We start from the raw sequence: 25,272 nt of genomic DNA, 5'->3' as shown, positions 1-25,272 counted from the left end.
AAAGTGAGAAAGACTTATCCTGCCGAAATTGCCTCTATTCCCGGCAATGTTCTCTACTACCCTTCCGATCTTGGGGATTTGGCAGAGATTGAATTAATTTACTTCGGACGACATTCATGTCCTGCCATCGTCAAACAAAACCCGGCCGTCAATCAATCAATCGTCCTTTCGGAAAGTCTAGCGGAATCTCTAATATTCGATCATACCGATATTCCCCTTCATTTATTCATATACGGCAAGAGCATTCATATCGGACCGCTGGTCGGAATCTTTTCATCAGGCTTCACCGGCATTTCAAACAAACCATTAGGCGAGAGATCGGAATTTTTCGCAAAGCTCCTTTCGCTTAGCAGGACCACAGGCTGTATCCCCTTTGTTTTTGGGGAGAATGTAATCAATTGGGATGAGGAGACGATCAAAGGTTATGTGTTTGATAACGATGACTGGCACATTAATGAATTTCCTTTTCCTAATGTCATCTATGACCGTCTCCCAAATCGGTTGACGGAAAACCGCGATGGACCTAAAGAAGTGAAGCAGAAATTTCAAAAAGAATATACCATTCCATGGTATAATCCTGGTTTTTTCAATAAATGGGATGTAAATGAAAGGTTATGCGCAGATGAGCGGGCACTGCCATATTTGCCGGAAACGTATCCATTTCAATCCATGTCCGTGGTGGAAACCCTTCTTTCCCATTACCGGCAAGTTTATATAAAGCCCATTCACGGCAGCCTCGGCCTAGGGATTCACCAAATTCTTTATGATAAGCATGAGAATGTTTACTATTGCCGCTATACAAATGAAGCAAAAGAAAATAAACTGCAAAAGTTTTCCACACTGGAATCCATCGTTAAACATATTTTTCACGACCGGCCGCTTGAGAATCTTATCGTGCAGCAGGGCATCCCATTAATTCGATCTGAAAAACGCCCAGTGGATTTCCGGGTCCATACGAACAAGGACAGTAATGGAAAATGGCAGGTAACCGCTATCGCCGCAAAAATCGCCGGTGCCGGCAGCGTCACGACCCATATTAAAAGCGGGGGTGTGATCAAAACGGTTGCCGAACTGTTTGGAGATGACGATGAGGCGAAAGAAGTCGAACGTAAGCTATCGGAAGCCGCACTGATTTTAAGTGACAGTATAGAAAAGAACTTGGACGGAATCGTTGCAGAAATAGGATTTGATTTTGGCTTGGATAAAAAAGGGCAGGTTTGGATGTTTGAAGCCAATTCCAAACCGGGACGTTCCATCTTCTCCCATCCAAAACTCAAGGATTTCGAATTGCTGACCAGAAAGCTTAGCCTTGATTACGCCATTTATCTTACGGAACAGACGATTACGAAATCAATCAGTGTGCCGCGATGAACATTTTTTACGATATCCCCACTGAAAATTGGTACCACAATCAAGAGAATGCGGAACTTTTCGCCGGCTCTACCGAAGAGGTAATCAGCTATAATAAGGAACATACGAATCAACCCCTAATTCCAATCACCATATTTCCAGGTAACCGGATGCTTGCTGTCGGCATACTGACTGTTTCCAATCCCAAAAAGGAATCAGGTTTGGGTGGAAACCTGACCCTTTTTCGGGACCTATCACTATATTTATTGAAACATGGAATATTGGCGTATGTATTCACAGGAAATGCCCTTCATTCCGAATCGATGAGAGGGTATGTTTTTTCCTCCATTTCAAACAAGTGGATCGAATGTAAAGTGCCCTTCCCTGACATCGTCTATAACCGAATCCCCTCGAGGAGCTATGAGGCGTCAGGGGAATTCCAACAACTCATCAAATATTTTAAAGAATACCCAATGAATCTTTTCAACCCCTGTTTCATAGATAAATATGTGATGTTCGAAGCATTGTTGGAAGAAGGATCCCTCACCAATCACCTCCCGCCCACCATGGTCTTGCGAAACAGCGGCTGCCTTGATGCTTTCCTGGAGACCTACAGGCATATATACCTTAAACCCTGCAAAGGAAGCCAAGGTAAAGGCATTTATACCATAATCAAAAATGATGATGATACACTATTGTTCAATAGCTTAAAGCATAGTGAGTCCTTCCCGGATTTCACGTCATTCTGGGAAACAAAAAAAAGGGAGCTATTAAAAAGGAGCTACCTTGCTCAACAGGCGATCATACCAAAAAAACTTTTTGGACATCGTTATGATTACCGGATTCTGGTCCATTATGAAAAAGGTTTTTATAAAGTGACCGGCAAAGCGGTAAGGATGTCACAAACCCAGGAAATCACCACCCACACTCCCCAAGGGGGTAAGATTTTTCCTTATCAAGTCCTGCAATCAAGAAGCCTGAATCGAAAATTAGCGAAAATCGCCCAAAAAAGCGGAGAGATACTATCAAAAAAAATCGGATTTCTCGGAGAGTTTTCCATGGATATAGGGGAAGACGAATCAGGCTCGCTCTTCATATACGAAGTGAACTCAAAGCCCATGCAATTCGATGAGGAGGAAATTGAAACAAACAGGCTTTTGCATTTAAAAAATCTTTTTATTGAATTAACTTTCCCCAGCCTGACAATTAAATAACACCTCCAGCTGCCGTTTTCCATTATAATTAAATGAGAAACTGTATATATGGAGGTAATACATATGATTACTCATTTTCAATGGGCACCACTGCATAAGAATCTGCCAGGATGGAAAATTTCCTTTTATTTCAACAAGCAGGCAATCCAAGCCTTGTATCATAAAGATGGATCCATCGAGTGGACAGCCAATCCGCCTTCCGAAACAGATGAAGCCAAACTCAAAAGCATGATACATGATTTAATGATCTTCCATGTATATGAATGAACCGCCTTTACATTCATGAAATCCCTAAACAGAATAAAAAAAACTCCTTTGCCTAAACTAAAGAAAAGGCTAGGAGGGATTTATTTTGGATAAAGAAAAAATGACATTTTTGAAGGATACCGAATATGATGGCAAGGACTCCGTTTACCTTGATATCGACCGTATCATCAATGAAGGAATGGCGGGCGGAAATGTGTATGAAGTCGCTGACCTTCAGAACATCGAAGAAGCACATGATTTTTATGATGAAACAGATCCCAATATCAATAAATGAATTATGTGGGCTCTCTTATGGAGAGCTCTCCTTTATATCAGTCAGACCGTTAACATTCAAATAGTTCGATTCTCCCTTGCACTCAAAATATTTTCGTTTAATATCGATGTAATGATATGCTCTGAATCCCATTCATGCCCAGATATCTCGATAAGGGGATAGCGATTCGGTAAAACGACCTGCTGGATTTCATGTACGGTCAGCCCTTGAGAATGCAAGCGTAAAATTTCACCTTGGAGGTTTTCCAAATAATCCAGCTTTTTCCCGAACATTTCCTTCCCATCAGGGACATGCCCAGCATGGCAGCAAAACACTTCCCCGAAGTCATATTGAAGTAATCTTTTTATGGAATCGATGATGACCGGGACAGACTCTTCCCGTAAGACAAGCTTTGTCTTTGGTGTTACGAAAAGGTCTCCTGAAAAGAGCATGCCATTACTGTGATTCAAATACACCATATGGTCCTTCGCATGGCCGGGGGTAAAAATCGGCTCCCACGTTTGGGTGCGTGAATGAATGGCCTCCCCTAGCGGCTCAGCTTTAAAGGCGTCTCTCTTCCCCCAGAAAATTTTGCGATATTCAGGATATACAGCATCCCTTGCACAAACCTCAACCGACATCGGGTGAATGAAAAGCGGCACCTTTTTATGTTCCTGTATCCAGGCAGCGCCCCCCGTATGGTCTTCATGATAGTGAGTCAGGGCCACTGAGTCGAAGTCTGCGGACTCATAGAACGGAATAAGCTCTTCCAATAAAATCTGTGCGCCAGTATCTATCAATAGTCCATCCGTTAAAAAAACATTAACACTCATCCCCGACTTGTTCCCGCCAGGAGTCCCGTGCACACAAACCACATCATTTATCGACTTAATTTCTATCATTCAATTGCCTCCCCATCATTGTACAAAAATAGTTTTACCTTCCTTTTTTTAACTTTACTATAATAAATGTAGTACCACTTTACCTTTTTGACAAGGAAATATTGGAATAAATAGCCTGGATGTAAATGCTGGATTATTGCATAATAGCCCTTTTTCCATGAATCGTTTTAAAGGACTGTACCAAATTTAACGACAAAAAAAATCAAAGAAACGATTGACATTGTCGGATTTTACAAATAATATAGATTATATTATAAAACTTGAAATATTCTAAAATAATAAATTACTTATCAAGAGTGACGGAGGGATCAGGCCCTGTGATGTCCGGCAACCGCCCTTAGGGAACGGTGCCAATTCCTGCAGAATGATTGAATTCTGAAAGATAAGACGAGATATGATTTCGCTGCCTCTTTCTGAATGATAGAGGCAGCTTTTTTAATGTTTAAGGGGGAAAGCTCATGATTGAAATCCGTTCAGTCCGAAAGGAATACGTCTCGAAGAAAAACCGAGTTATCGGAGTGGATAACGTATCTTTGACCATCCAAACTGGCGAAGTATATGGAATTGTCGGCTACAGCGGAGCTGGAAAAAGCTCATTACTCCGCTGCTTGAATTTGCTTGAACGACCGACAGGTGGGAATATCATCATCGACGGCATTGATTTAACCTCTTTATCAAGTAAAGAGCTTCGTAAGCAACGCCAAAAAATCGGAATGATATTCCAGCATTTTTCCCTGGTCAGTTCAAAAACCGTTTATGAAAATGTCGCTTTCGCCTTAAAGGCGGCGCATCGATCGAAGGACGCAATCAGGTTACGTGTATTGGAATTGTTGGAAATCGTAGGGCTCAGCGATAAGAAAGATGTCTATCCGGCACAGCTTAGCGGTGGACAGAAGCAACGGGTCGGCATAGCTCGAGCCTTAGCAAATGACCCCACTGTACTATTATGTGATGAAGCGACTTCAGCCCTTGATCCAACAACTACAAAAGCGATTTTACAGTTATTGAAAAAGATAAGCAGTGAGCTTGGTATCACCATCGTGTTGATTACACATGAAATGGAAGTGGTCAAAGAACTATGCCACCGAGTCGCTGTCATGCAGGATGGCCGGGTAATTGAAGAAGGACCCGTTTATGAAATATTTTCACAGCCTAAGCAGGAGTTAACGAAGCAATTCATTAGCAGTGTACTGGATTTCGAACTCCCTTCGCACTTGATTGAAGAAAGTGAAGGTACCATTATTAAAATTCAATTCGAAGGGCAAACCGCCGGTGAGTCGATTCTTTCGGATACTCTCCAATCCCATGCAGTAAAGGGTAATATTTTACACGGTAAAATTGAGTATATCCAGGATGTTCCTTTAGGCATTTTAATCATCGAGCTAATTGGCGATGCCGCCCAAATTCATTCGGCATTGGAATATATAAAAAATCGATCCAGTTCTGTGGAGGTGTTAAAACATGTCACTGCTTAATCCCATCGTGAATATTTTACCTGATCTTAATAAAGCCTTTCTTGAAACGATTTATATGGTCGGCGTTTCTCTTGCAGTAGCCCTGCTGATCGGTTTACCGCTTGGAGTATTGCTGTTTACGACAACCAGGAATTTATTTTTTGAAAATAGCATCGTGAATCGATCTCTCGGTTTCGCTGTCAATATTGTCCGTTCAATCCCGTTCATCATTCTCTTGGTCGCCCTCCTTCCTTTAACGGACCTGCTTACGGGATCGACGATAGGGCCAAGAGCGGCTTCTGTTTCCCTTTCCGTATCCGCAATACCTTTTTTTGCAAGGATTGTTGAAACGGCATTACGTGAAATAGACAGAGGAGTGATTGAAGCTGCAATAGCCGTAGGTGCCACTCCATGGATGATCATTAAGGATGTACTTCTTCCAGAGGCAAAACCGGGAATCATTCAAGGACTGACATTAACGACCATTTCGCTTATCGGTTACTCAGCAATGGCAGGCACAATCGGCGGAGGCGGAATTGGCGACCTGGCCATCCGGTACGGATATTACCGTTATGACAACACAGTCATGATCACGACGATCGTCGTGCTGATCTGCCTTGTGCAACTCATTCAAATGGTTGGTGACAAAGTCTCATACATGGTTAATAAACGATAGGATCAGTCATTTTTTCAATGATTCAATACATTTCATTACTCAGGAGGAATTTCAAATGAAGAAAATAGCTTCGTTATTATCAATCTGTGCACTTGCACTTGGCTTGGCAGCTTGCGGGAGCGATGATGCATCCCCAAGTACTGAAGACAAAAAAGAATTGAAGATCGGGGCTACTACCGGGCCGTACGCCGATATGGTTAAGGAGGCCATCAAACCAGGTCTGGAAGATCTCGGATACAAAATAGAGATCGTCGAATTCACCGACTATATCCAGCCGAATAAGTCGCTCGGCAACAACTCGATCGACGCCAACCTTTTCCAGCATAAAGTGTACATGGATAACTTCGCTAAAGAAAATGATTTAAAGCTTTCCGACCTTATCATAGTTCCAACAGCACCTATGGGCATATATTCGAACAAGTATAAATCATTGAAAGAAATAAAAGACGGTACATCCCTTGCAGTGCCCAATGATCCGGTTAACCTCGCACGTGCACTAAAAGTGCTTGTGGATGAAGGGTTGCTTGAAGTCGATCCAGATGTCGATCCTTTAAAAATATCTGAAAAGGATGTAACGAAAAATCCAAAAAACATCCAACTAAAACCATTGGAATCCGCTCAGTTGCCCCGTGCAACAGACAGTGTTGACCTATCGGCGGTCCCTGGAAACTTCGCTCTTGCAGCGAAAATGGAGCTCCAGGATGCCCTTGTTTTAGAAAAAATGCCGGATATGTATCGAAACGTTGTTGCAGTGAATACAAAAGATGTAGACGCTCAATTTGCCAAGGATATTAAATCAGTAGTGGAATCCGACCAGTTTGAAAAAGTGATCGATGACAAATTTGCCGGTTTCGGAAAACCAGACTGGATGAATTGATCAAATAATCGAGGCCTGCTTCCCCTTTACCGGGAACAGGCCTTTCATTAAGGAGAACGAATATGAATACCTTACTGGAGGTCCGCAGCGGCCCCGCTTATTATGCCTGTAAAGCTAATGTCCTTGAAAACCTGGAAGCAAAACTGAGTAATGGCAACATTCGTAAAGTGCTCGTTATTCATGGAAGAAAATCATGGAAAGTTGCTGAACCCTTTTTTCCTTCCTTAGAAAATATTGAGAAGATCTTTTTCACATACGGCGGGGAATGCAGTGACCCGGAAATTGAACGCGTCAAGAAGGCTGCTCTAGAACATGGTGCGGATGCATTAATCGGCATTGGCGGCGGTAAGTTGCTCGACCTCGTCAAATCGGCCGGAAACTTGCTTCAAAAGGAAATCATCCTCATTCCAACCTTGGCTTCCACCTGCGCTGCCTGGACACCGTTGAGTGTCATTTATGATGATAATGGTTCATATGTTCGCTATGATATTCATGAAAAAAGCGCTTGGATGTTATTTATTGAACCGGGAATTCTCCTTAATTCGCCGATTAACTATTTACGTGCGGGAATCGGCGATACATTGGCGAAATGGTACGAGGGCAATGCACTCGTCGAAAAGCTTGCCACGAAGTCCGTTTGTATTGAAATGGCCCATATAGCCGCAAGGCAATGCCAGGAAGTTTTATTGACATATGGCGAGGAAGCCCTAGCTGATTTGGAAAAGGGTAAATGGACAGATGCGCTGCAGCGTGTAATTGAAACGAATATCATCACCAGCGGTCTAGTTGGCGGCTTTGGCGGCCAGTACCTGCGCGTTGCCGGTGCCCACTCCATTCATAATGGCATGACTACCATCACGGAAGCGCATCATTTACTTCACGGGGAAAAAGTGGCATATGGCATTTTAGTCCAGCTTGTGTTAGAAGGGAAATTCTCGGAAATCAAACAATTGCTGCCAATCTACCAGGTGCTTAAACTGCCGATGACATTGCTTGATATTGGCCTGACGTTTGAACATAAGGCGGAACTTCAACAAATTGCAGCCCACTCTGTCAAAGAAGGTGAAGACATCCATCTTCTTTTCCCTGATATCAACAAGGAAAAAGTGGCAGCCGCCATGGAAAACCTTGAAATCCTCGCAAAACATGCAAGCAGATCCATAGACTAAAAAACGATGGGGTTTTTACCCCATCGTTTTTTTTATTTCCTTCACATTGTTTATTTAAAAATAATAAAAGAAGGTTTCAACCTACTGTCTGTTTCCATAATCCAAGGAGATCACTTTCATGTTGTCTGTGAATGCCTGCTTTTCTATCAGCAGATTCCGGACGGCACTTTTCCCAATTCCATATATCTTCGAGAGTTTCTGATAAGGGACGGAATGTTAGTCCATTATTGATGGCTTTACCGTTATCGACAGCCAAGAACCCATTCAAAGGTTCCTTTCCTCCAGGTAAAGGAAATTCTTCTGGTATCCATAAAGGCATTTCTCCCCACGGCTCTACTTTATTGTCATTTAAAAATTTTTCAGATACCCATGTAAAATCAGCGTTACTTCCTGTTACCTTTTTGCAGCCTTCAAGTAATTGCCCCATAGTCAGTGTGTAATCTGGGCCAACGGCATTATACGTACCTGTCATGCTTTTTTCTATCATTTGGATGATCCATTGGGCCAAGTCCCTTGCATCGATAACTTGGATTGGACGTCCAGGGCGTCCAGGAGATAAAATTTCTCCCCCTTCCGCTATCCTTTTAAGCCAGTACGGCAATCTGTCAGTGTAATCATATGGACCCACTATTTGCCCGGCGCGAATTGACAGGACTTTCCCCGGCAGTTGTTTTTCAGCTGCTTTTTCGCTTAATGATTTTAACGGTCCATAATATTCACCGTATATCGGTCCAGCAGTTCCACGGGTGATCTCTTCTGCTTTATCTTCATTTAGTGTATGAACTTCTCCATTTTCATCAATTCCTGGCTCGGTCGGATCACTGTAAACTGAGATGCTTGAAATATATGTATAATGTTTAACTTGATTAAGCAATCTACAGGATTTCGATACAGTTCGAGGGATAAATCCTGATGTGTCAATGACTGCATCCCACTGTCTTCCTTTCAATATTTCCAAATTCCCGTCGCGGTCCCCTTTTAACTGTTCTATTTCGGGAAAGACATAAGGATCGCTTCCACGGTTAAAAAGTGTAACATCATGCCCTTTCCCTATTGCAGCTTTTGCTAAATACCTGCCTAAAAAGCGTGTACCGCCCAATATTAAAATGTTCATAAGATCTCCTCCTTTTAACGATATTCCATAAAGCATACGCAATACCCTTTCCTAACATTAATAATACTTGCAACTTTTCTTTTATTTCCCTTTCGGAAAAACTAGCAATATCCTAATCTTTTGAACTTTATTCTTTTTCGCTATAATGATATGGAAAGGGAGAAAGAAGGTGGAACCGATGCTTGAAAATCTTAAACAAAAATTCCCGAACGCTCTTACCAATAAAAAGGATACTGATGATATTTCTGAATATGTTTGGTTCGAAGACTCCAGAAGTATACTTGGCATTCCCCGTTCAGAAATCACAGCCGAGGAAATCCGTTTATTGGAACTGCTTTTTGCTCCTTCCATAAACCCAAATAACCTCAATGCACATCCAGACTCATCATGGAAAAATTTTTTATCCGAACCGAATGCACCATTGCCTTTAACGAGCTGGGAGAATGTTCGATTCCTTCATTTCAAGCTGACTCATGCTGATTTTTCCAACTCCGATTTTGAAGAGGCCTTCCTCGCTTTCGTTCCATCTGACGCAGCTATTATCTGGGAAAATGAAACGGCAGGAGTCTTAATTGAAACCGACAAGGATGAACCATTATCAAATAAAGAACTAATCGCCATTTCTTCCACGCTTGAAAGTGATTTTTATGTAAAGACCCGTATGTTCACGGGACGCTTTCACCCTGTAAATCAAGACCTACACCATCACTGGGTCCAGGAGAAAAGGAGTTTTGATTTGGCACAGGTGCATCTGCCGGATCTAAAGGTGACTGATTTGGCAGACATCATCCCTCATTCATTAATAAATGATCCATCCTTTAAGAATGCACAGTGGTATATCAATGAAATTCTTGGTAAGACCCAGCAGGATACTGAGCTTATCAAAACAGTTAAAACGTATATCGAATGTAATTCCAATGCCACCTATGCCGCCAAACAGCTTTATATACATCGAAACAGCTTACAATACCGAATCGATAAATTCTCTGAAAGAACTGGTCTCGATATTAGAAACTTCAGTCATGCCCTTACTGCGTACTTGATATTTCTGCTGAATGATTAATTTCCATTACAAAGAGGTAATAACATCCTTTTTTTGTGCAATGTGCCCATACTTTTTTCTAAACCGATAGCTTAGACTATAGCTAATTGGTACAAGTAATCAGGAGTTTAAAAGGGGGATTTTTCATGGCAGAGTTAGTGTTAGATCATATATTCAAGATTTATGATAAAAAGGTGACGGCTGTTAAAGACTTCAACCTTCGTGTTGCCGATAAGGAATTCATCGTTTTTGTGGGACCTTCCGGTTGCGGCAAATCAACGACATTAAGGATGATTGCCGGACTGGAGGACATTTCCCAAGGGGATTTATACATAGACGGCAAGCGAGTCAATGATGTCCCTCCTAAAGATCGTGATATTGCGATGGTTTTCCAGAACTATGCCTTATATCCTCATATGACCGTCTTTGACAATATGGCATTCGGATTAAAGCTGAGGAAAACGCCAAAAGCGGAAATCAAGCAAAGGGTCAATGAAGCGGCAAGGATTCTCGGACTTGAAGAGCTGCTTAACAGGAAACCTAAAGCGCTTTCAGGTGGTCAGCGCCAGCGTGTGGCTCTCGGTCGCGCAATTGTAAGGGACGCAAAAGTTTTCTTGATGGATGAGCCATTATCCAATCTCGACGCAAAGCTGCGGGTTCAAATGCGTGCGGAAATCGCTAAACTGCATAAACGGCTCGACACCACAACGATATATGTCACGCATGACCAAACAGAGGCAATGACCATGGCGACACGTCTTGTTGTAATGAAAGATGGTATCATCCAACAGGTCGGTGCCCCAAAGGACGTTTATGAGAAACCTATAAATGTTTTCGTCGGCGGCTTTATCGGATCGCCTGCCATGAACTTCTTTACCGGAACATTAAAAGAAGGCACAATTAAAATAGGCGAACAAACGCTTGAAATACCTGAATTTAAAATGAAAATGCTGCGTGATCAAGGATATGTCGGAAAAGATGTAATCCTTGGCATCCGTCCTGAGGATTTCCATAATGAAGGAGCTTACTTCACGAAGTCCCCTAACACAACATTCACGACCCAAATTGATGTAGCCGAACTCATGGGCGCGGAGATCATGCTCTACTCCACATTAGAGGGGCAGGACTTCGTAGCACGGGTCGATGCCAAGAATATTATTCAGGCAGGGGAAAAGATCGAACTTGCCCTCGACATGAATAAAGCACACTTTTTTGATAAAGGAACTGAACATCGCATTTTAGTTGAAGAAGATGAACAGATGCAGGAAAGCATGAAGTTATCTGCCAATTAAACATAAAAAGACCCATTCATATTGGGTCTTTTTACGTTTATTCAAATAAAACGATAGATTCATTCCTGGACCAATACCACTTCATCATGTCCGCATTCAGGGCATTTCATGAGATGCGGGCATTGGCCTTTTTGAAGGGATTGAGGGTATCCGTCGTTTTCTTTAAGTATGTCGATATCCATATAAGCACTATAATCATCAGCGTAGTCCATGAATTTCCCTTTATCCTCAAGATCACTGCCGCATTCCGGGCATTTCACATGAATTTTTCTCAAACCGTTGCAAAGCGGGCATATAGACATTGTTTTTCCTCCTGTTCCCAATACTTATGATTTCAGTATTTGTCGATTCCATTATTTTAACACATGGAAACACCCTCCCTAATACCAGAGGGAGGGCACTTCTATGCAATTATTTATTAACCATGTTAGCAGGATCGACCCATGCTTTGAATTCATCTTCCGTCAGGAACTCCAATTTCAACGCCGCTTCTTTTAAAGTAGAGTTGTCCTTGAATGCCGTTTTGGCGATCTTGGCTGCTTTTTCATAACCGATATGCGGGTTCAATGCTGTTACCAACATAAGGGAACGTTCTACATTTTCTTTGATTTTATCTCCATTTGCAGTGATGCCCACCGCACAATTGTCGTTGAATGAATGAATGCCTTCCGTCAATAATTTGACCGTTTGCAGGAAGTTATAGATGATGACTGGTTTGAATACATTCAATTCAAAGTTACCTTGGCTTGCTGCAAAGCCAATTGTAGCATCGTTACCCACGATTTGTGTTGCAATCATGGTAAGCGCTTCACTTTGTGTTGGATTGACTTTACCTGGCATGATGGAGCTGCCCGGCTCGTTTTCCGGAATGGCTATTTCGCCGATTCCGCTTCTTGGACCACTTGCGAGCCATCTGACATCGTTCGCAATTTTCATTAAATCCGCCGCCAATGCTTTCAAAGCACCGTGTGCGTAGACGATTTCGTTATGGCTAGTCAATGCATGGAACTTATTATCAGATGTGACAAAAGGATATCCTGTATCCGCGGCAATTTGTTTGGCAGAAAGTCCCGGGAATTCTTTCTTTGTATTGATTCCGGTTCCTACAGCCGTTCCGCCTAGAGCAAGGTTCAATAATTTTTGGCTGCTTTCCTCAATCATTGCCAAATCTTTATCGAGCATCGCTTTCCAACCGGAAATTTCTTGTCCTAATGTTAATGGTGTAGCATCTTGAAGATGTGTCCGGCCGATTTTCACGACATCCCAAAATTCTTTTTCTTTTGTATCGAATGTATCACGAAGGGCTTTGATGGCAGGAACCAATTTTTCAGCGACTTCCATAAAGGCTGCAATATGCATGGCGGTCGGGAACGTATCATTTGAGCTTTGAGCCTTGTTTACATCATCATTCGGGTGAAGGGTTTTCGATTCACCATTTTCTTTTAACCATTCATTCCCTTTGTTAGCGACCACTTCATTCACGTTCATATTACTTTGCGTGCCGCTTCCAGTTTGCCAAACTACAAGAGGGAAATGTTCATCAAGTGTACCTTCAAGGATTTCGCCGCAAATCTTGACGATGGCATTCTTTTTAACTTCGGAAAGATCACCAAGATCATGGTTCACCTTTGCCGCAGCTTGTTTAACGTATGCAAATGCACGAACTAATTCAATCGGCATTTTTTCGTTACCGATTTTGAAATTGTTACGGCTTCTCTCAGTTTGTGCTCCCCAATATTTATCAGCAGGAACTTTCACTTCACCCATCGTATCTCGTTCGATTCTGTATTCCATGTGTTCTCCTCCTATGTTTGCACTATTCATTGAAGACCTTTTGCATATGAAATGAATAATGTCGGATTATTCTTTCTCTCCATACATTGTACAAACTTTATTATTTTAAAGCAAAAATATCCCGCTGACCCTTTCCATTTTTTCTGAAAAATCCATGTTCCCTTCATGTTTATATGAAAATTCGGATATTCTTTTTTGATACATAAAGTGTAGGCACCGCTAGGCTTCGATTGACCTCGCCATGAACATCTAAGCATCATCACTCCCAAAATGTCCTTGACAGTATTTTGTATATATAGTAAATTCAAAAGAAATTGAATAATCTAAACTCTTATCGAGAGAGGTAGAGGGAATGGCCCGATGACACCTCAGCAACCTTCATTTGTTTCAAACCAATGAAAAGGTGCTAATTCCACAAGTTTGTGAACTTGGAAGATAAGAAGAATGACTCATCCTTACTTAATCAAAGTCTTCTTCTTAAAGAAGACTTTTTTTTATTTTATATAACTCAAAGGAGCAGTGAAAACCATGTATAAAACTGAAACATATCTTGCTCAATTAGGAAATCGCAGCGAAACGGCGACAGGAACAGTCAATCCGCCGGTATACTTTTCAACAGCCTTTCGTCACGAAGGAATTGGCCAATCGACGGGATTCGACTACACAAGGACAGGTAACCCTACACGCCAGCTATTGGAGCGATCCATCGCCGATCTGGAAAAAGGAGACCAAGGTTATGCCTGCAGTTCAGGAATGGCCGCCATCTCAACCATTCTCGCCCTTTTTAAATCCGGGGATGCATGGATTGTCAGCGAAGATCTTTATGGCGGTACATATCGTCTGTTAGAACAAGGTTTTAAAAAATGGGGATTGCAGTGTGACTATGTAAACACTTGTTGTTTGGAGGATATCGAAAAAGCCATCACTCCTCACACGAAAGCCATCTTCATCGAAACTCCCACTAACCCCCTTATGCAGCAAACGGACATTAGCGCCGTTGCCGCATTGGCCAAACGATATAATTTATTGTTAATCGTTGATAACACTTTTTACACGCCTCTTATTCAACAACCCATCCTGCTTGGAGCGGATATTGTGATTCACAGTGCAACCAAGTATCTCGGTGGTCATAATGATGTGCTCGCCGGTCTGATCGTTGCTAGCGGCGCTGAATTATGTGATGCACTTGCCTTCCATCATAATGGTACTGGAGCTGTCTTGAGCCCATTTGATTCTTGGCTGTTGATGCGCGGAATGAAAACCCTGGCATTGCGGATGGAGCGTCATGAAAAGAATGCCAAAATACTTGTAGATTACTTATCGGAGCATGATTGTGTCACGGATGTATTGTATCCCGGCAGAGGCGGCATGATTTCTTTCCGCATCATTGATGAAGCGGCTGTTAACCCATTTTTACAATCGCTCTCATTAATTTCCTTTGCAGAAAGCCTTGGAGGGGTTGAAAGCTTCATCACCTATCCTGCCACACAAACACATGCCGATATACCGCTTGAGGTCAGAACGGCAAATGGGGTTTGTAATCGCCTGCTCCGCTTCTCCGTTGGCATCGAGGATAGCGATGATTTGATTGGTGACCTGCAGCAAGCATTCGCACATGTAAAAAGGGAGGCACTACGATGACAGGTCATGATTTTAGCTTTGAAACGAAATTACTTCATAATCAACATAAATTCGATCCGGCAACTGGCGGTGTGAGCGTCCCCATTCAGCATGCATCGACTTTCCATCAATCCGATATCGATCAATTCGGCAAATATGACTACAGCAGAAGCGGGAACCCAACTCGCGAAGCACTTGAAGATATCATTGCCGATCTTGAGGAAGGCACTCACGGCTTTGCCTTTTCATCAGGTATGGCTGCCATTTCAACAGCCTTCCTGCTATTGTCTGCCGGAGACCATATCGTCATTTCCGAAGATGTATATGGCGGAACGTTCAGGATGGTCACTAGCGTATTGACCCGTTTCAATATTGAGCATACCTTCGTTGACATGACGGACCTTGAAAGCGTCAAAGCGGCCGTTCAGCCAAATACCAAGGCCATATACATCGAAACGCCTTCAAATCCGTTACTTAAAGTGACCGATATTCAAGCTGTATGTGATATCGCAAAAAAAGCCGGTGCCTTAAGTTTTGTTGATAACACATTCTTGACACCCGCATTGCAAAAACCGCTGAATCTGGGCGCTGATGTTGTCCTTCATAGCGCGACGAAGTTTTTATCCGGACATAGTGATGTGGTAGCTGGGCTTGCGGTCGTGAAAGATCCGGAATTGGCAGCAAGACTCGGTTCGCTCCAAAACTCCTTTGGAGCGGTCCTTGGTGTACAGGATGCCTGGCTTGTAATGAGAGGTTTGAAAACCTTGTCAGTTAGAATGGAACATTCACAAAAAGGGGCAGAAAAGATTGCAGCCTATTTAAAGGAGCAGCCCTTGGTGAAAAAAGTGTATTATCCCGGCCTAGCCGATCATCCACAGCACGCCATCCAGAAAGGCCAGTCACTTGGAGCAGGTGCGGTCCTGTCATTTGAATTGGAAAGTGAGGAAATCTTCCGTTCCTTCGTGAACACTGTCGAGCTCCCTGTTTTTGCCGTAAGCCTGGGAGCGGTCGAATCCATATTATCCTACCCGGCCAAAATGTCCCATGCTGCCATGCCTGCTGATGAAAGGGAAAAGCGAGGCATCACGAACAGCTTGCTCCGCCTCTCTGTCGGACTTGAAAATCCGGACGATATAATCAAGGACTTCGATGCGGCCCTCGTCAATATTGCCAAAGGGGAAGCAATTGCTGCAAAATGATTGAAAGATGGGTGCCTCATATTTTATGGGCACCCTTTTTCCTTTCATCATTAACTCTTTTTCTACCCAGTCATAAAAAAAGGCCATCGATTTCCCGATGGCCTGACTCTCATTTCTTCATATTATATTTATCCAGGAAGCGATCCACCCGTCCGCCTTTTTCAGCAAACTTCTGCTTTCCAGTAAAAAAAGGGTGCGTATCCGAGCTGATTTCCACTTTTAATAATGGATACGTTTGGCCGTCTTCCCAAACGATCGTTTCATTGGAAGTCTTAGTGGAACCTGTCAAAAATTTATACCCACTGTTGGTATCCATGAATACCACTTGTTGATAATCGGGATGAATTTCTTGTTTCACTATTATCACCTCATCGTCAGTATAGGTATATCTTAAACGTAATGATTACTATTATCAATCTTTATGCTTGAAGGTACCAACAGTCGGCACCTTCATTATAGTTTAATCTTGATTATCCAACCTTATTCAATTGTCAGCCCGCCATGTCTTTATGCGGACCAGCCTGCAGTTCATACATTTGATAGTACTTCCCTTTTAGTTCCATTAATTCCTCATGTGTACCAAGTTCTGCAATCCGCCCTTTATCCAGTACAAGAATTTGGTCGGCATTTTTTATCGTGGAAAGTCTATGTGCAATGATGAAGGTCGTTCTCCCTTTTTTCAGCACTTCCATTCCCTCCTGGATAATCGCCTCGGTTTCGGTGTCGATGCTTGCTGTCGCTTCATCCAAAATCAATATGGCCGGATTGAATGCAAGAGCACGTGCAAAAGAGATTAGCTGCCGCTGTCCGGAAGACAGCGTTCCGCCTTTTTCGATTACGGGTTCGTCAAGCCCTAAAGGAAGATGCTTCAGCACTTTGTCCCCCCCGACATCTCTTAATGCTTTTTCAACCATTTCCCTTGTGATGCCTTTATGATTCAGACTGATATTGGAGGCGATGGTGCCAGTGAATAAATAGGGATCCTGAAGGACGATTCCCATATGCTCCCTAAGCGTTTGATGGGGGATATCCAATATATTCGTGCCATCGATTTTAATTTGGCCTTCACTGCTGTCATAAAAGCGGAACAATAAATTCATTATGGAACTTTTTCCTGACCCGGTGTGGCCAACTAAAGCGACCGTTTCGCCTTGTTTAGCGGAAAAGGAAATGTCCCTTAGCACATATTCATTATCCTTATAACCAAAAGAAACGTTTTCGAATTGCACGTTTCCTTTGTATCTGGATATGTTTTCATCACTGACTGCCAATCCCTGCTCATCCAATAAACTGAATGCCCGCTCCCCTGCAACAAGCGCCTGTTCAAGATTAGCGAACTGATTGACGATTCCATGAAGCGGATGAAGCAGGCGGCTGATCAAATCAACAATTGCATACATCATCCCTAAGGAAATGGCCGAACTCGCTGTAAGGGAAATCCCGCCGAAATACCAGACGAATGCCATTAGCGCCAAAACCTTAATGACGCCAATCAAGTTCCCACCCGTCAACGAATTTAAATGGAGCATTTTATTTTGATAGGAATAATGCTCCCGGTTCAGGTTTTCAAAAGATTGCTTCGTCTCCTTTTCACGTCCAAATGCCTGAATGATGCTCATTCCAGAAATGGATTCATTGATCATCCCATTAATATCGCTGACCCGTTCCCGAATGATGTGATTATATTTCGAGGCGAATTTACGGTATACCATCGTCCAGATGACGATGATCGGAATAAGTAAAGTGCCAATGGTACCGACTCGTGGATCCAGAATATACAAAGCAATTAGAACGCCGAAGATATTAATTGTACTCGAGAAAAAGTTGGCGAGCACGGTTACATATAATTCCCGGATCGCTTCCGTATCATTAGTGACCCTTGCCACAACTTTACCCGCCGGCATATTATCGAAATAACGTATCGGCAAACGGGAAATGTGCTTAAAAATATCATTTCGCATCTTCTGTATGATTCGGTTCGCCGCTTTCTGTAAATAAAAGCTCTGTCCATATTGAAAAATGGAGGAAAGGATGACAAGGCTAAAATAAAAAGCCACAAGCTTAATGATCCGAGGGATTTCCGGTTGGTAAAATCCCATCACTTCCTGACTTGTCAATTTCACTGCTTGTGAACGTTGCTCTTTCCCGTCTTTCCTGATGATCAATGATTGGTCCTCCAAGGTTCTGCGCCCATCAATAGGGACAGCTTCATTTACGAAGACAAATTGATTGCCAACCTGCAGAACATGGACTTCCCTGCCTTTCTTCTCACCTTTTGCAAAGTAATCAGCCCGTTTATACCAATTTCCATCGTACTTGACAGCATCTTTTCCTTTATCCGTCTCATACCAGGAAGATTCAATGCCAAGTATATGTGAATCGATGATTTTCTTGGCAACGAAAGGACCCGTTAAATCGGCGGCTACCGAAAGTGCCAGCATGATCAGTGCGCCAATGATCAATTTTTTATAAAGTGCAGCATAATTAAAAAGTTTCTTTACGACCTTCATGCCTTCACCTCCTTCCCTTCGTCAACCTGCTGTCGCTCATATTGCTCCTTATACCAGCCATCTTTAAGCAGCAAATCCTCATGAGTCCCCTCTTCGATGATCTCTCCGCTGTCCAACACAATAATCCTGTCCGCGTGCTGAACGGCTGATAAGCGATGGGTTGTGATGATGGTCGTTTTCCCTGCTCGTTCATTTTGGATATTTTCGATGATCGTCGTCTCCGTTTTTGCATCTACAGCAGATAAGGAATCATCCAATATAAGGATTTCTGGATTTTTGATCAGTGCCCTGGCAATCGAAATCCTCTGCTTTTGCCCTCCGGATAGTGCGACACCCTTCTCACCCACTAGTGTCTCAAGACGGTTTGGCAGCATCATTAAGTCCTTCTCAAAATCCGCAAGCCGGATAGCTTTAGCCAGTTCATCTTCCGTTGCATCCATTTTACCGAATAAGATGTTATCCCTAACAGACTTCGAGAATAAAAAATGGTCCTGTGGAACGTAGCCGATCCATTTACGAATATCTTCAAGGGTCAGTTGCTCCAGCGGCATGCCTGAAAAAGCGATTTCACCTTTTCCTAAAGGGTATTCCCGCAGCAATTGCTTCACGAATGTCGTTTTTCCACTACCTGTTTTCCCCACTATCCCCAATGTTTGACCGCGCTCAAGCTGAACGGAAATATTGGATAGATTCACAACCGTTGAGGAAGGGTATGTAAAATACACTGAATCGAATTGGATATTTCCCGGATTCGCAATACTCCCCAGCCCAACTGAATTCTTCACATCCGCTTCATGTGAAAGGGTATCCTGAACACGATCTAGTGAAGCATTTCCCCTTTGCATGACATTGATCAGTTCACCCACCGCGATCATCGGCCAGATTAACATGCCTAGGTACACATTGAACGAAACAAGTCCGCCAAGCGTTATGGCCTGTTGAAACACAAGATAAGCGCCATAGCCCAACCCGATTAAATAACTGATGCCGATGATAATGCTTATCGTCGGATCAAAGAGGGCATCGATTCTTGCCACGGCTAGATTTTTGCGATATACATCCTCGGTCATTTCATCAAACCGCTTTTCATCTTCCCGTTCCTGGACATAGGCCCGGATAACACGGACACCTGAAATGGATTCCAGGACCTTGTCATTTAAAGTACCAAAGGCTGCTTGTGCATCCGTAAAACGTTTGTAAATTTTCTTCACGTAAATTTGCATCATCACTGCCATGATCGGAAGCGGCAGCACCGCCGCAATCGTCAACTGCCAGCTGATCGTGGCCCCCATCATGACTACTACCGTTATGGTGAACAGCACTGCGTCAACGAGGGTCAATATCCCGAAACCAGCCGTGAGGGATATTGCCTTTAAATCATTGGTTGCCCTTGCCATTAAATCCCCTGTACGGTTTTTTTCATAAAAGCTCGGCGTCATTTTCAGCAAATGGCCCATAAATCCGGACCTTAGTTTTCGTTCGACCAGGTTACCTCCGCCGAATAACAGATAACTCCATAAGTAACCAAATATGTAACTGCCGATCAGTACCATGAGCAAATAAATAACGTATTTCATGACCGCTTCCTGCGTCATGTTGCCATTGTTCATATCATCGATGGCATTCCCGACAAGTTTTGGCGGGATAACCTCCAAGATATTCACTAGACATAGAAATAAAATAGCCAAGGTGTAACGCTGCCACTGTTCTTTAAAGAACCAGGACAGCTTTTTAAAAATCGCAAACATGAATTCCCCTCCCTTTTGGTCAAATCTTTCACTCGCTAACCGCTTTCTGGATCTCCCGGCTTCAATAAAATTTCCAATGTCTTTTGTCTCATTTTAAATTCCTCCTATCTTTTATATGGAAAGGATGCTAATGCACCTGTATCCCAAATGCCAAAAAGCCCCCGCCAATTAGCGGAAGCTTTTTTAGATGCGTAATAACACATATAAAAGCGCAGGCCGCGAAAATTCCACAACCTGCGCTTTAAAATGATCAATGAACACGTCGGATCCCTTGTCTAGAAAGACAAGGTCTCTGGGCAGGCGGACGTATGATATTCGATTATGACATCACTGTGCTTAACTGATTTAGTCATGACGTTCGCCTCCTTTTTTTAAATTAATGGTAATTTTTAACTTATATTTAAAGATTACTACGTTTGCTTATTTTTGTCAATTGCGACTTTTCTAGATTATTGATGGATATTCCTTTATTCTTATAGGATGACGTAACCTAAGGAGGTTCAGCATATGCAATGGAGAAAATATATACTCCTGGCGGTTCCCTTTTTATTATCATCCATTTTCATCTTATTTGCCGTACCGGTCCAATATAGATTTTTATCCTTCATTCCTGTGTTTCTTTTCTGGATAGTCTATTATATTTTATTGTACCGGGAAAAGAAGAAAAAAAAATGACATCACCTGGGGGCGTTGCAAATGCAATGCCCCTTTCTTGACGGCTCTGCATATAATGATCGAAAAACATTCGTGGTGATTGTATGCTCTCCCAATATTTGAAAAAGCTGTTGGGTAAACACCCTGCCAAAACAAAACCCATCATCGATGCTGAAAGATATGTCACGCTAAAATCCCTTTTACAAAAAGAGCTCTTTCAGCCTTTTGATGAGTCAAAAGCTTTTTTCCCTGAGGAAACCGCTCTTATAAAAAGGATTCGAACCGTGACGGCTGCCTTGAACCGGAACAATATCACAAGAACACAAGCATATCTTGCCTTTTACAATCGTAATCCAGAGGTCCATTGGGCCTTTTTAGCACATATGGTTTCGAGGAATGGAGGATACCATATGTCTGACTTGAAAAGTTCAATCATGACCCACCTCCTTGACCGAGCGGAACGGCAGAAATTCTTCCTGTTCCTTGAGCGCGCCAATTCAGCCATATTTGCTGATGCTTTCCCCCAGCTTCTTTTATATGAACATTCCAAACAAAAAGAACTTCCGCTAAGAAGGTATTTACCGGTATTCCGCATTTCAAGATTCATGGCCCCGATTTGGGAATCTTTCATTGAAGAGCCCCATTCCCCCCTTTTGACAACGGCCCTTATCATCAATGAACAAAGAATGCTTCAGGAAAGGATATTAAAACGCACCCGTCATGGCGAAATCCTCCGCAGGCTTGATTTTCAATTGCAGGAATACTTAGGCTTCATGAAAGTGATTTTTCCTTATGCAAACAAGCAAAAAGGATTTCATTCCTTGACAGGCCTTACCGTTGAACGCTTTGCCGACCCGAAACAGCGTATTGAAACGGGCAAATCATTATATGAGCTTCTTTTTCAGCATCCGGTGGTTTTTCGCGGTGTTGGCCAATTTACAAAAGAGATTCCCCACACGGGTTCAAGAGAGGATTACTGGGCAAGCATATATACCTCTGATGCATCCACGTCAAAAGATGATAAAGTTTACAGCCCCACTCTTCATGATGCATGGAAAGATCATCTAGTCTTTCCTCCCCATTCCTTTGATTGGTTCACGAATGAAAGCTTCATAGAAGATTTACGAAGCTTACCGATCATTAAAAGGGCGGACCTGACCAACGAGGTGCTCGAAAATGTCACGCATCTCAAAACCCTTAACGGAATGAAAGCCATTTTCTAGCATGAAGCCTCTTACTTTGAATATCCCTTCCCCCATTTGGCAAGAATGGTTAGCAAAAAGGATGGGTGAAGCAAATGAGAGGCATTGTACTATTGAACCCAAATTACAAAATCGGGGATTTACATACAGATGAAAGCTTTGCAATCCAAAAGATCGTGACGGACAAGTATATGGAAGAGAAGAATATTTCCCCGGTCATACTCAATCCGTATCAAATCCACCCTTATTACACAATCCCGCATGAGCTTCTATTCAATTTACAAAGTAAAAAAACGGGTCAAATCGATTGCCTTGTGCTTCACTCCCTAGAAACGATCGAACGCTTCAACTATATTTACCCTGAAAAATGGCTTGAGCTATGCGGATATTTCAAAGAGGTTATCAGTGTCACGACTCAAACTCCCGTTAGGAAATATGAAGCAAGATAAAATCATGGTACTTAAGTCGTTGTAGTGAATTAGGGTTATAGTCATTAATCGTTCATGTACAAGACTTCTTTCCAAGTACCTTGATTTATGCTCCCCTTTTTTATATGAGCACCCCAACCACGCATCCCTACTAATGATTGCCGCTGGACCGCTTCTTCCTCTATTTATCTATTATATTAATTTTCCCAATTATAAGATTACTAGGGATTATCTAACTTCAGAACAATCTTTTGGAAATATAGATAAATTTACGGATAAACCATAGAAAAATAAGTTAATTTTATATATCATTGGAGATAGGAATTTTCTTATTTTTTACTTTTACTAGAAAGGAATGTTAATGATGGCCAAAGAAAAAAAGAAAAAAACCCCAATTCCTTTCCGACTGAACTTTATGTTCTTTTTAATATTCATTTTATTTTCAAGCTTAATAATCCGGCTTGGCATCGTCCAAATCGTATATGGGGATGATTACCTCCGCGAAGTCGACCGAACGGAAAACGATGTGGCCAATACCCCCGTTCCCCGTGGCAAGATGTATGACCGCAACTTGAATCCGGTCGTTGATAATGAGCCACGCAATGCCATCACCTATACGAAATACCCGAATACGAAAACGGCCGATATGGTGAAGACGGCAGAGGTCCTTGCCACCTTGATAGAAAAAGATACCAAAAAGGTAACCCTGCCGGATAAAAAGGATTTTTGGATTTTAAAGCATCCGAAAGAAGCCGAAGCCTTGATTACCAAGGCCGAGAGGAAGAAAGTAGTCGAAAAGAAACTAGAGCAAAAAAATTTATACAAACTTCAAATGGAACGGGTAACCGATGAGGATATCAACGAATTCACCAAAGATGAATTGGAAGTGATCGCCATCTTCCGGGAATTCAATAGCGGCTATGCCCTTGCACCCTCGATCGTGAAAAATAAAGATGTCACCACTAAGGAATTCGCCAGGGTCAGCGAACATTTGGATGAAATGCCAGGCGTGGATGTAACGACGGATTGGGAAAGGACCTATAAGTATGACAAGACCCTTCGTTCGGTTCTTGGCAAGGTCTCTTCTTCCGAAGAAGGCATTCCCAGTGAAAATATCGACTATTATCTGGCACGAGACTATACCAGGAATGACCGGGTCGGAAAAAGTTATATCGAAAAGCAATATGAAGATGTCCTGCGCGGTCAAAAGACACGGATTGAAAATGTGCTGAGCAAAGGGGAAGTAATCAAAACGAATACCCTCACTGAAGGGCAAAGCGGAAAAGACTTGGTCCTTACAATTGATATGGAGCTGCAGCAGCAGGTTGAAAAAATCATCGAGAGAGAATTGCGGAAAACGAAAGCCAAAGGAAATACCTACTTATTGGATCGTGCCTTTGTCGTTTTAATGGACCCGAATACAGGCGAGGTGCTCACGATGGCCGGCAGGCAATACGGCCGCAACAGTAAAACCGGCTTGACCGAAATGAACGATTTCGCCCTTGGAAACATTACGACATCCTATACGATGGGGTCATCTGTTAAAGGAGCCACTGTCTACACAGGCTTTCAGACAGGAGCGATCGCACCAGGGTCAGCTTTTTTTGACAGAAAACTCCAATTAGCAAGGGCTAAGCCCAAAGGATCTTATAGTGAATTGGGTTATGTAACCGATGTCTCTGCGTTAAAGAAATCGTCGAATGTCTATATGTTCATGACGGCAATCAAAATTGCCGGCGGTCATTATATCCCTAACCGGCCGTTAGGAATCAACCGGGAAGCTTATTCAATCATGCGGAATCATTATGCCCAATTTGGATTGGGTGTCCGCACAGGCATCGACCTGCCAAATGAATCCGTAGGGTTTAAAGGAGTCGATATGTCAACAGACGGATTGCTGCTGGATTTATCGATTGGGCAGTATGATACATATACTCCTATGCAATTGGCACAGTACGTATCGACGATTGCAAATGGCGGAAAAAGGCTTGAGCCCCATATGGTCAGGGAAATCAGGAATCCTTCCAACGAACACCAAGAATTGGGCAGCGTTTTTAAAACAATGAGTCCTAAAGTATTAAACGACTTAGGCGGAAAAGACGTTTGGATGCAACGTGTCCAGGAAGGATTCAGACAGGTCGCACAGGAGCCAGGCGGGACGGCATATAAATATTTCGGCGGTAAGTCCTACCGTGCGGCAGCAAAAACGGGTACTGCCGAGGCCTTTTACGACGGACCGCGGAGAAATCAATATAGCGCTCCAGTCCCGACTATCAATTTGACGCTTGTAGGTTATGCACCCCACAATAATCCGGAAGTGGCATTCTCTGTCGTCGTGCCATGGGTGTATCAAGGCAAGCCCTCTGATGATATAAACAAACGGATCGGGCGGGACGTAATGGACGCCTACTTTAAATTGAAGGAAAAAAGAGCAAAAGGTGAATCTGATGCAGATAAGGCAGTAGAAAGCACTCAATGATGATTACAAAAAAGGCCTGCTCGTAATC

General features: G+C 42.7%; 23 protein-coding genes and 2 riboswitches. Of the genes, 16 read left to right on the top strand and 7 right to left on the bottom strand.

What is annotated here, in order from left to right; all coding sequences use genetic code 11:
• The first annotated feature begins 3 nt into the window (after positions 1 to 3).
• The 4 genes from ABOA58_RS06305 (at position 4) to ABOA58_RS06290 (ending at position 3,105) form a co-directional block, all read left to right on the top strand.
• Positions 4 to 1,371 carry a YheC/YheD family protein gene (locus tag ABOA58_RS06305; RefSeq protein WP_350301668.1) on the top strand — a complete coding sequence of 456 codons (1,368 nt, stop codon included), beginning with the start codon at positions 4 to 6 and terminating at the stop codon, positions 1,369 to 1,371.
• The gene (locus ABOA58_RS06300; protein ID WP_350301667.1) at positions 1,368 to 2,564 is read left to right on the top strand and encodes a YheC/YheD family protein; all 1,197 of its coding nucleotides are present in this window, start codon (positions 1,368 to 1,370) and stop codon (positions 2,562 to 2,564) included. The genes ABOA58_RS06305 and ABOA58_RS06300 overlap by 4 nt, the downstream gene beginning before the upstream one ends.
• Before the next feature lie 63 nt (positions 2,565 to 2,627).
• Positions 2,628 to 2,831, top strand: coding sequence for a YheE family protein (locus ABOA58_RS06295; protein ID WP_350301666.1), 204 nt, complete (start codon positions 2,628 to 2,630; stop codon positions 2,829 to 2,831).
• An 85-nt stretch (positions 2,832 to 2,916) separates the two neighbouring features.
• A complete protein-coding gene (locus ABOA58_RS06290; RefSeq protein ID WP_137017041.1) occupies positions 2,917 to 3,105 on the top strand; it encodes a hypothetical protein in 189 nt (62 codons plus the stop codon).
• A gap of 56 nt (positions 3,106 to 3,161) precedes the next feature.
• Here ABOA58_RS06290 and ABOA58_RS06285 read toward each other — a convergent pair whose 3' ends face one another.
• Positions 3,162 to 3,986, bottom strand: coding sequence for an MBL fold metallo-hydrolase (locus tag ABOA58_RS06285; protein ID WP_350301665.1), 825 nt, complete (start codon positions 3,984 to 3,986; stop codon positions 3,162 to 3,164).
• Between the two features lie 284 nt (positions 3,987 to 4,270).
• Positions 4,271 to 4,375, top strand: a riboswitch (SAM riboswitch).
• A 69-nt stretch (positions 4,376 to 4,444) separates the two neighbouring features.
• Between ABOA58_RS06285 and ABOA58_RS06280 the strand changes: the two genes are divergently transcribed.
• The 4 genes from ABOA58_RS06280 to ABOA58_RS06265 all read left to right on the top strand — a co-directional run bounded on the left by ABOA58_RS06280 (position 4,445) and on the right by ABOA58_RS06265 (position 8,162).
• Complete coding sequence (locus ABOA58_RS06280; protein ID WP_350301664.1) at positions 4,445 to 5,461, top strand: methionine ABC transporter ATP-binding protein; 1,017 nt, start codon at positions 4,445 to 4,447, stop codon at positions 5,459 to 5,461.
• Entirely contained in the window at positions 5,448 to 6,116 is a 669-nt protein-coding gene (locus ABOA58_RS06275) for a methionine ABC transporter permease (protein WP_214769537.1), read from the top strand. Before ABOA58_RS06280 ends, ABOA58_RS06275 begins: the two co-directional genes overlap by 14 nt.
• A 55-nt stretch (positions 6,117 to 6,171) precedes the next feature.
• Positions 6,172 to 6,993, top strand: coding sequence for a MetQ/NlpA family ABC transporter substrate-binding protein (locus ABOA58_RS06270; RefSeq protein WP_350301663.1), 822 nt, complete (start codon positions 6,172 to 6,174; stop codon positions 6,991 to 6,993).
• A gap of 62 nt (positions 6,994 to 7,055) precedes the next feature.
• Positions 7,056 to 8,162: an iron-containing alcohol dehydrogenase family protein gene (locus ABOA58_RS06265; RefSeq protein ID WP_350301662.1), complete on the top strand. Its 1,107-nt coding sequence runs from the start codon at positions 7,056 to 7,058 to the stop codon at positions 8,160 to 8,162.
• A 76-nt stretch (positions 8,163 to 8,238) separates the two neighbouring features.
• Here ABOA58_RS06265 and ABOA58_RS06260 read toward each other — a convergent pair whose 3' ends face one another.
• A complete protein-coding gene (locus tag ABOA58_RS06260) occupies positions 8,239 to 9,276 on the bottom strand; it encodes an NAD-dependent epimerase/dehydratase family protein (RefSeq protein ID WP_350301661.1) in 1,038 nt (345 codons plus the stop codon).
• 178 nt (positions 9,277 to 9,454) lie between these two features.
• On the opposite strand from ABOA58_RS06260, the gene ABOA58_RS06255 reads away from it, so the two are divergent.
• Positions 9,455 to 10,339, top strand: a complete 885-nt coding sequence (locus tag ABOA58_RS06255; protein WP_350301660.1) for a PucR family transcriptional regulator — start codon at positions 9,455 to 9,457, stop codon at positions 10,337 to 10,339.
• 125 nt (positions 10,340 to 10,464) lie between these two features.
• Positions 10,465 to 11,610, top strand: coding sequence for an ABC transporter ATP-binding protein (locus ABOA58_RS06250; protein ID WP_350301659.1), 1,146 nt, complete (start codon positions 10,465 to 10,467; stop codon positions 11,608 to 11,610).
• 59 nt (positions 11,611 to 11,669) lie between these two features.
• Here the strand turns inward: ABOA58_RS06250 and ABOA58_RS06245 are convergent, their stop codons facing one another.
• Positions 11,670 to 11,912, bottom strand: a complete 243-nt coding sequence (locus ABOA58_RS06245) for a hypothetical protein (protein ID WP_076367341.1) — start codon at positions 11,910 to 11,912, stop codon at positions 11,670 to 11,672.
• 109 nt (positions 11,913 to 12,021) lie between these two features.
• The gene (fumC, locus tag ABOA58_RS06240; RefSeq protein ID WP_350301658.1) at positions 12,022 to 13,404 is read right to left on the bottom strand and encodes a class II fumarate hydratase; all 1,383 of its coding nucleotides are present in this window, start codon (positions 13,402 to 13,404) and stop codon (positions 12,022 to 12,024) included.
• 328 nt (positions 13,405 to 13,732) lie between these two features.
• Positions 13,733 to 13,846, top strand: a riboswitch (SAM riboswitch).
• 86 nt (positions 13,847 to 13,932) lie between these two features.
• Here fumC and ABOA58_RS06235 point away from each other — a divergent pair.
• Positions 13,933 to 15,045, top strand: coding sequence for a methionine biosynthesis PLP-dependent protein (locus ABOA58_RS06235; RefSeq protein ID WP_350301657.1), 1,113 nt, complete (start codon positions 13,933 to 13,935; stop codon positions 15,043 to 15,045).
• Positions 15,042 to 16,223 carry a cystathionine beta-lyase gene (gene metC, locus ABOA58_RS06230; RefSeq protein ID WP_350301656.1) on the top strand — a complete coding sequence of 394 codons (1,182 nt, stop codon included), beginning with the start codon at positions 15,042 to 15,044 and terminating at the stop codon, positions 16,221 to 16,223. The genes ABOA58_RS06235 and metC overlap by 4 nt, the downstream gene beginning before the upstream one ends.
• A 109-nt stretch (positions 16,224 to 16,332) precedes the next feature.
• Here metC and ABOA58_RS06225 read toward each other — a convergent pair whose 3' ends face one another.
• The 3 genes from ABOA58_RS06225 to ABOA58_RS06215 all read right to left on the bottom strand — a co-directional run bounded on the left by ABOA58_RS06225 (position 16,333) and on the right by ABOA58_RS06215 (position 20,481).
• Positions 16,333 to 16,581, bottom strand: a complete 249-nt coding sequence (locus ABOA58_RS06225) for a type B 50S ribosomal protein L31 (protein ID WP_350301655.1) — start codon at positions 16,579 to 16,581, stop codon at positions 16,333 to 16,335.
• 133 nt (positions 16,582 to 16,714) lie between these two features.
• A complete protein-coding gene (locus tag ABOA58_RS06220; protein WP_350301654.1) occupies positions 16,715 to 18,733 on the bottom strand; it encodes an ABC transporter ATP-binding protein in 2,019 nt (672 codons plus the stop codon).
• Complete coding sequence (locus ABOA58_RS06215; protein WP_350301653.1) at positions 18,730 to 20,481, bottom strand: ABC transporter ATP-binding protein; 1,752 nt, start codon at positions 20,479 to 20,481, stop codon at positions 18,730 to 18,732. Before ABOA58_RS06215 ends, ABOA58_RS06220 begins: the two co-directional genes overlap by 4 nt.
• Positions 20,482 to 20,988: 507 nt before the next feature.
• Here ABOA58_RS06215 and ABOA58_RS06210 point away from each other — a divergent pair.
• The 4 genes from ABOA58_RS06210 (at position 20,989) to ABOA58_RS06195 (ending at position 25,244) form a co-directional block, all read left to right on the top strand.
• Positions 20,989 to 21,156: a hypothetical protein gene (locus tag ABOA58_RS06210; protein WP_350301652.1), complete on the top strand. Its 168-nt coding sequence runs from the start codon at positions 20,989 to 20,991 to the stop codon at positions 21,154 to 21,156.
• 83 nt (positions 21,157 to 21,239) lie between these two features.
• The gene (locus tag ABOA58_RS06205) at positions 21,240 to 22,358 is read left to right on the top strand and encodes a DUF2515 family protein (RefSeq protein ID WP_350301651.1); all 1,119 of its coding nucleotides are present in this window, start codon (positions 21,240 to 21,242) and stop codon (positions 22,356 to 22,358) included.
• A 74-nt stretch (positions 22,359 to 22,432) separates the two neighbouring features.
• The gene (locus tag ABOA58_RS06200) at positions 22,433 to 22,786 is read left to right on the top strand and encodes a hypothetical protein (protein WP_350301650.1); all 354 of its coding nucleotides are present in this window, start codon (positions 22,433 to 22,435) and stop codon (positions 22,784 to 22,786) included.
• 340 nt (positions 22,787 to 23,126) lie between these two features.
• A complete protein-coding gene (locus ABOA58_RS06195; protein WP_350301649.1) occupies positions 23,127 to 25,244 on the top strand; it encodes a peptidoglycan D,D-transpeptidase FtsI family protein in 2,118 nt (705 codons plus the stop codon).
• Positions 25,245 to 25,272 lie beyond the last annotated feature (28 nt).

The sequence above is a fragment of the Peribacillus frigoritolerans genome (assembly GCF_040250305.1).
Taxonomy (GTDB): domain Bacteria; phylum Bacillota; class Bacilli; order Bacillales; family DSM-1321; genus Peribacillus.
The sequence above is the reverse complement of the archived record's forward strand: the minus strand, read 5'-3'. Positions and strand labels throughout refer to the sequence as shown.

What these genes read in the sequence shown, in the direction of transcription:
- ABOA58_RS06300 (WP_350301667.1), top strand. Translation starts at nt 1,368, where the DNA reads ATGAACATTTTTTACGATATCCCCACTGAAAATTGGTACCACAATCAA.
- ABOA58_RS06295 (WP_350301666.1), top strand. Translation starts at nt 2,628, where the DNA reads ATGATTACTCATTTTCAATGGGCACCACTGCATAAGAATCTGCCAGGA.
- ABOA58_RS06285 (WP_350301665.1), bottom strand. Translation starts at nt 3,986, where the DNA reads ATGATAGAAATTAAGTCGATAAATGATGTGGTTTGTGTGCACGGGACT.
- ABOA58_RS06280 (WP_350301664.1), top strand. Translation starts at nt 4,445, where the DNA reads ATGATTGAAATCCGTTCAGTCCGAAAGGAATACGTCTCGAAGAAAAAC.
- ABOA58_RS06275 (WP_214769537.1), top strand. Translation starts at nt 5,448, where the DNA reads ATGTCACTGCTTAATCCCATCGTGAATATTTTACCTGATCTTAATAAA.
- ABOA58_RS06270 (WP_350301663.1), top strand. Translation starts at nt 6,172, where the DNA reads ATGAAGAAAATAGCTTCGTTATTATCAATCTGTGCACTTGCACTTGGC.
- ABOA58_RS06265 (WP_350301662.1), top strand. Translation starts at nt 7,056, where the DNA reads ATGAATACCTTACTGGAGGTCCGCAGCGGCCCCGCTTATTATGCCTGT.
- ABOA58_RS06260 (WP_350301661.1), bottom strand. Translation starts at nt 9,276, where the DNA reads ATGAACATTTTAATATTGGGCGGTACACGCTTTTTAGGCAGGTATTTA.
- ABOA58_RS06255 (WP_350301660.1), top strand. Translation starts at nt 9,455, where the DNA reads ATGCTTGAAAATCTTAAACAAAAATTCCCGAACGCTCTTACCAATAAA.
- ABOA58_RS06250 (WP_350301659.1), top strand. Translation starts at nt 10,465, where the DNA reads ATGGCAGAGTTAGTGTTAGATCATATATTCAAGATTTATGATAAAAAG.
- ABOA58_RS06245 (WP_076367341.1), bottom strand. Translation starts at nt 11,912, where the DNA reads ATGTCTATATGCCCGCTTTGCAACGGTTTGAGAAAAATTCATGTGAAA.
- fumC (WP_350301658.1), bottom strand. Translation starts at nt 13,404, where the DNA reads ATGGAATACAGAATCGAACGAGATACGATGGGTGAAGTGAAAGTTCCT.
- ABOA58_RS06235 (WP_350301657.1), top strand. Translation starts at nt 13,933, where the DNA reads ATGTATAAAACTGAAACATATCTTGCTCAATTAGGAAATCGCAGCGAA.
- metC (WP_350301656.1), top strand. Translation starts at nt 15,042, where the DNA reads ATGACAGGTCATGATTTTAGCTTTGAAACGAAATTACTTCATAATCAA.
- ABOA58_RS06220 (WP_350301654.1), bottom strand. Translation starts at nt 18,733, where the DNA reads ATGAAGGTCGTAAAGAAACTTTTTAATTATGCTGCACTTTATAAAAAA.
- ABOA58_RS06215 (WP_350301653.1), bottom strand. Translation starts at nt 20,481, where the DNA reads ATGTTTGCGATTTTTAAAAAGCTGTCCTGGTTCTTTAAAGAACAGTGG.
- ABOA58_RS06210 (WP_350301652.1), top strand. Translation starts at nt 20,989, where the DNA reads ATGCAATGGAGAAAATATATACTCCTGGCGGTTCCCTTTTTATTATCA.
- ABOA58_RS06205 (WP_350301651.1), top strand. Translation starts at nt 21,240, where the DNA reads ATGCTCTCCCAATATTTGAAAAAGCTGTTGGGTAAACACCCTGCCAAA.
- ABOA58_RS06200 (WP_350301650.1), top strand. Translation starts at nt 22,433, where the DNA reads ATGAGAGGCATTGTACTATTGAACCCAAATTACAAAATCGGGGATTTA.
- ABOA58_RS06195 (WP_350301649.1), top strand. Translation starts at nt 23,127, where the DNA reads ATGATGGCCAAAGAAAAAAAGAAAAAAACCCCAATTCCTTTCCGACTG.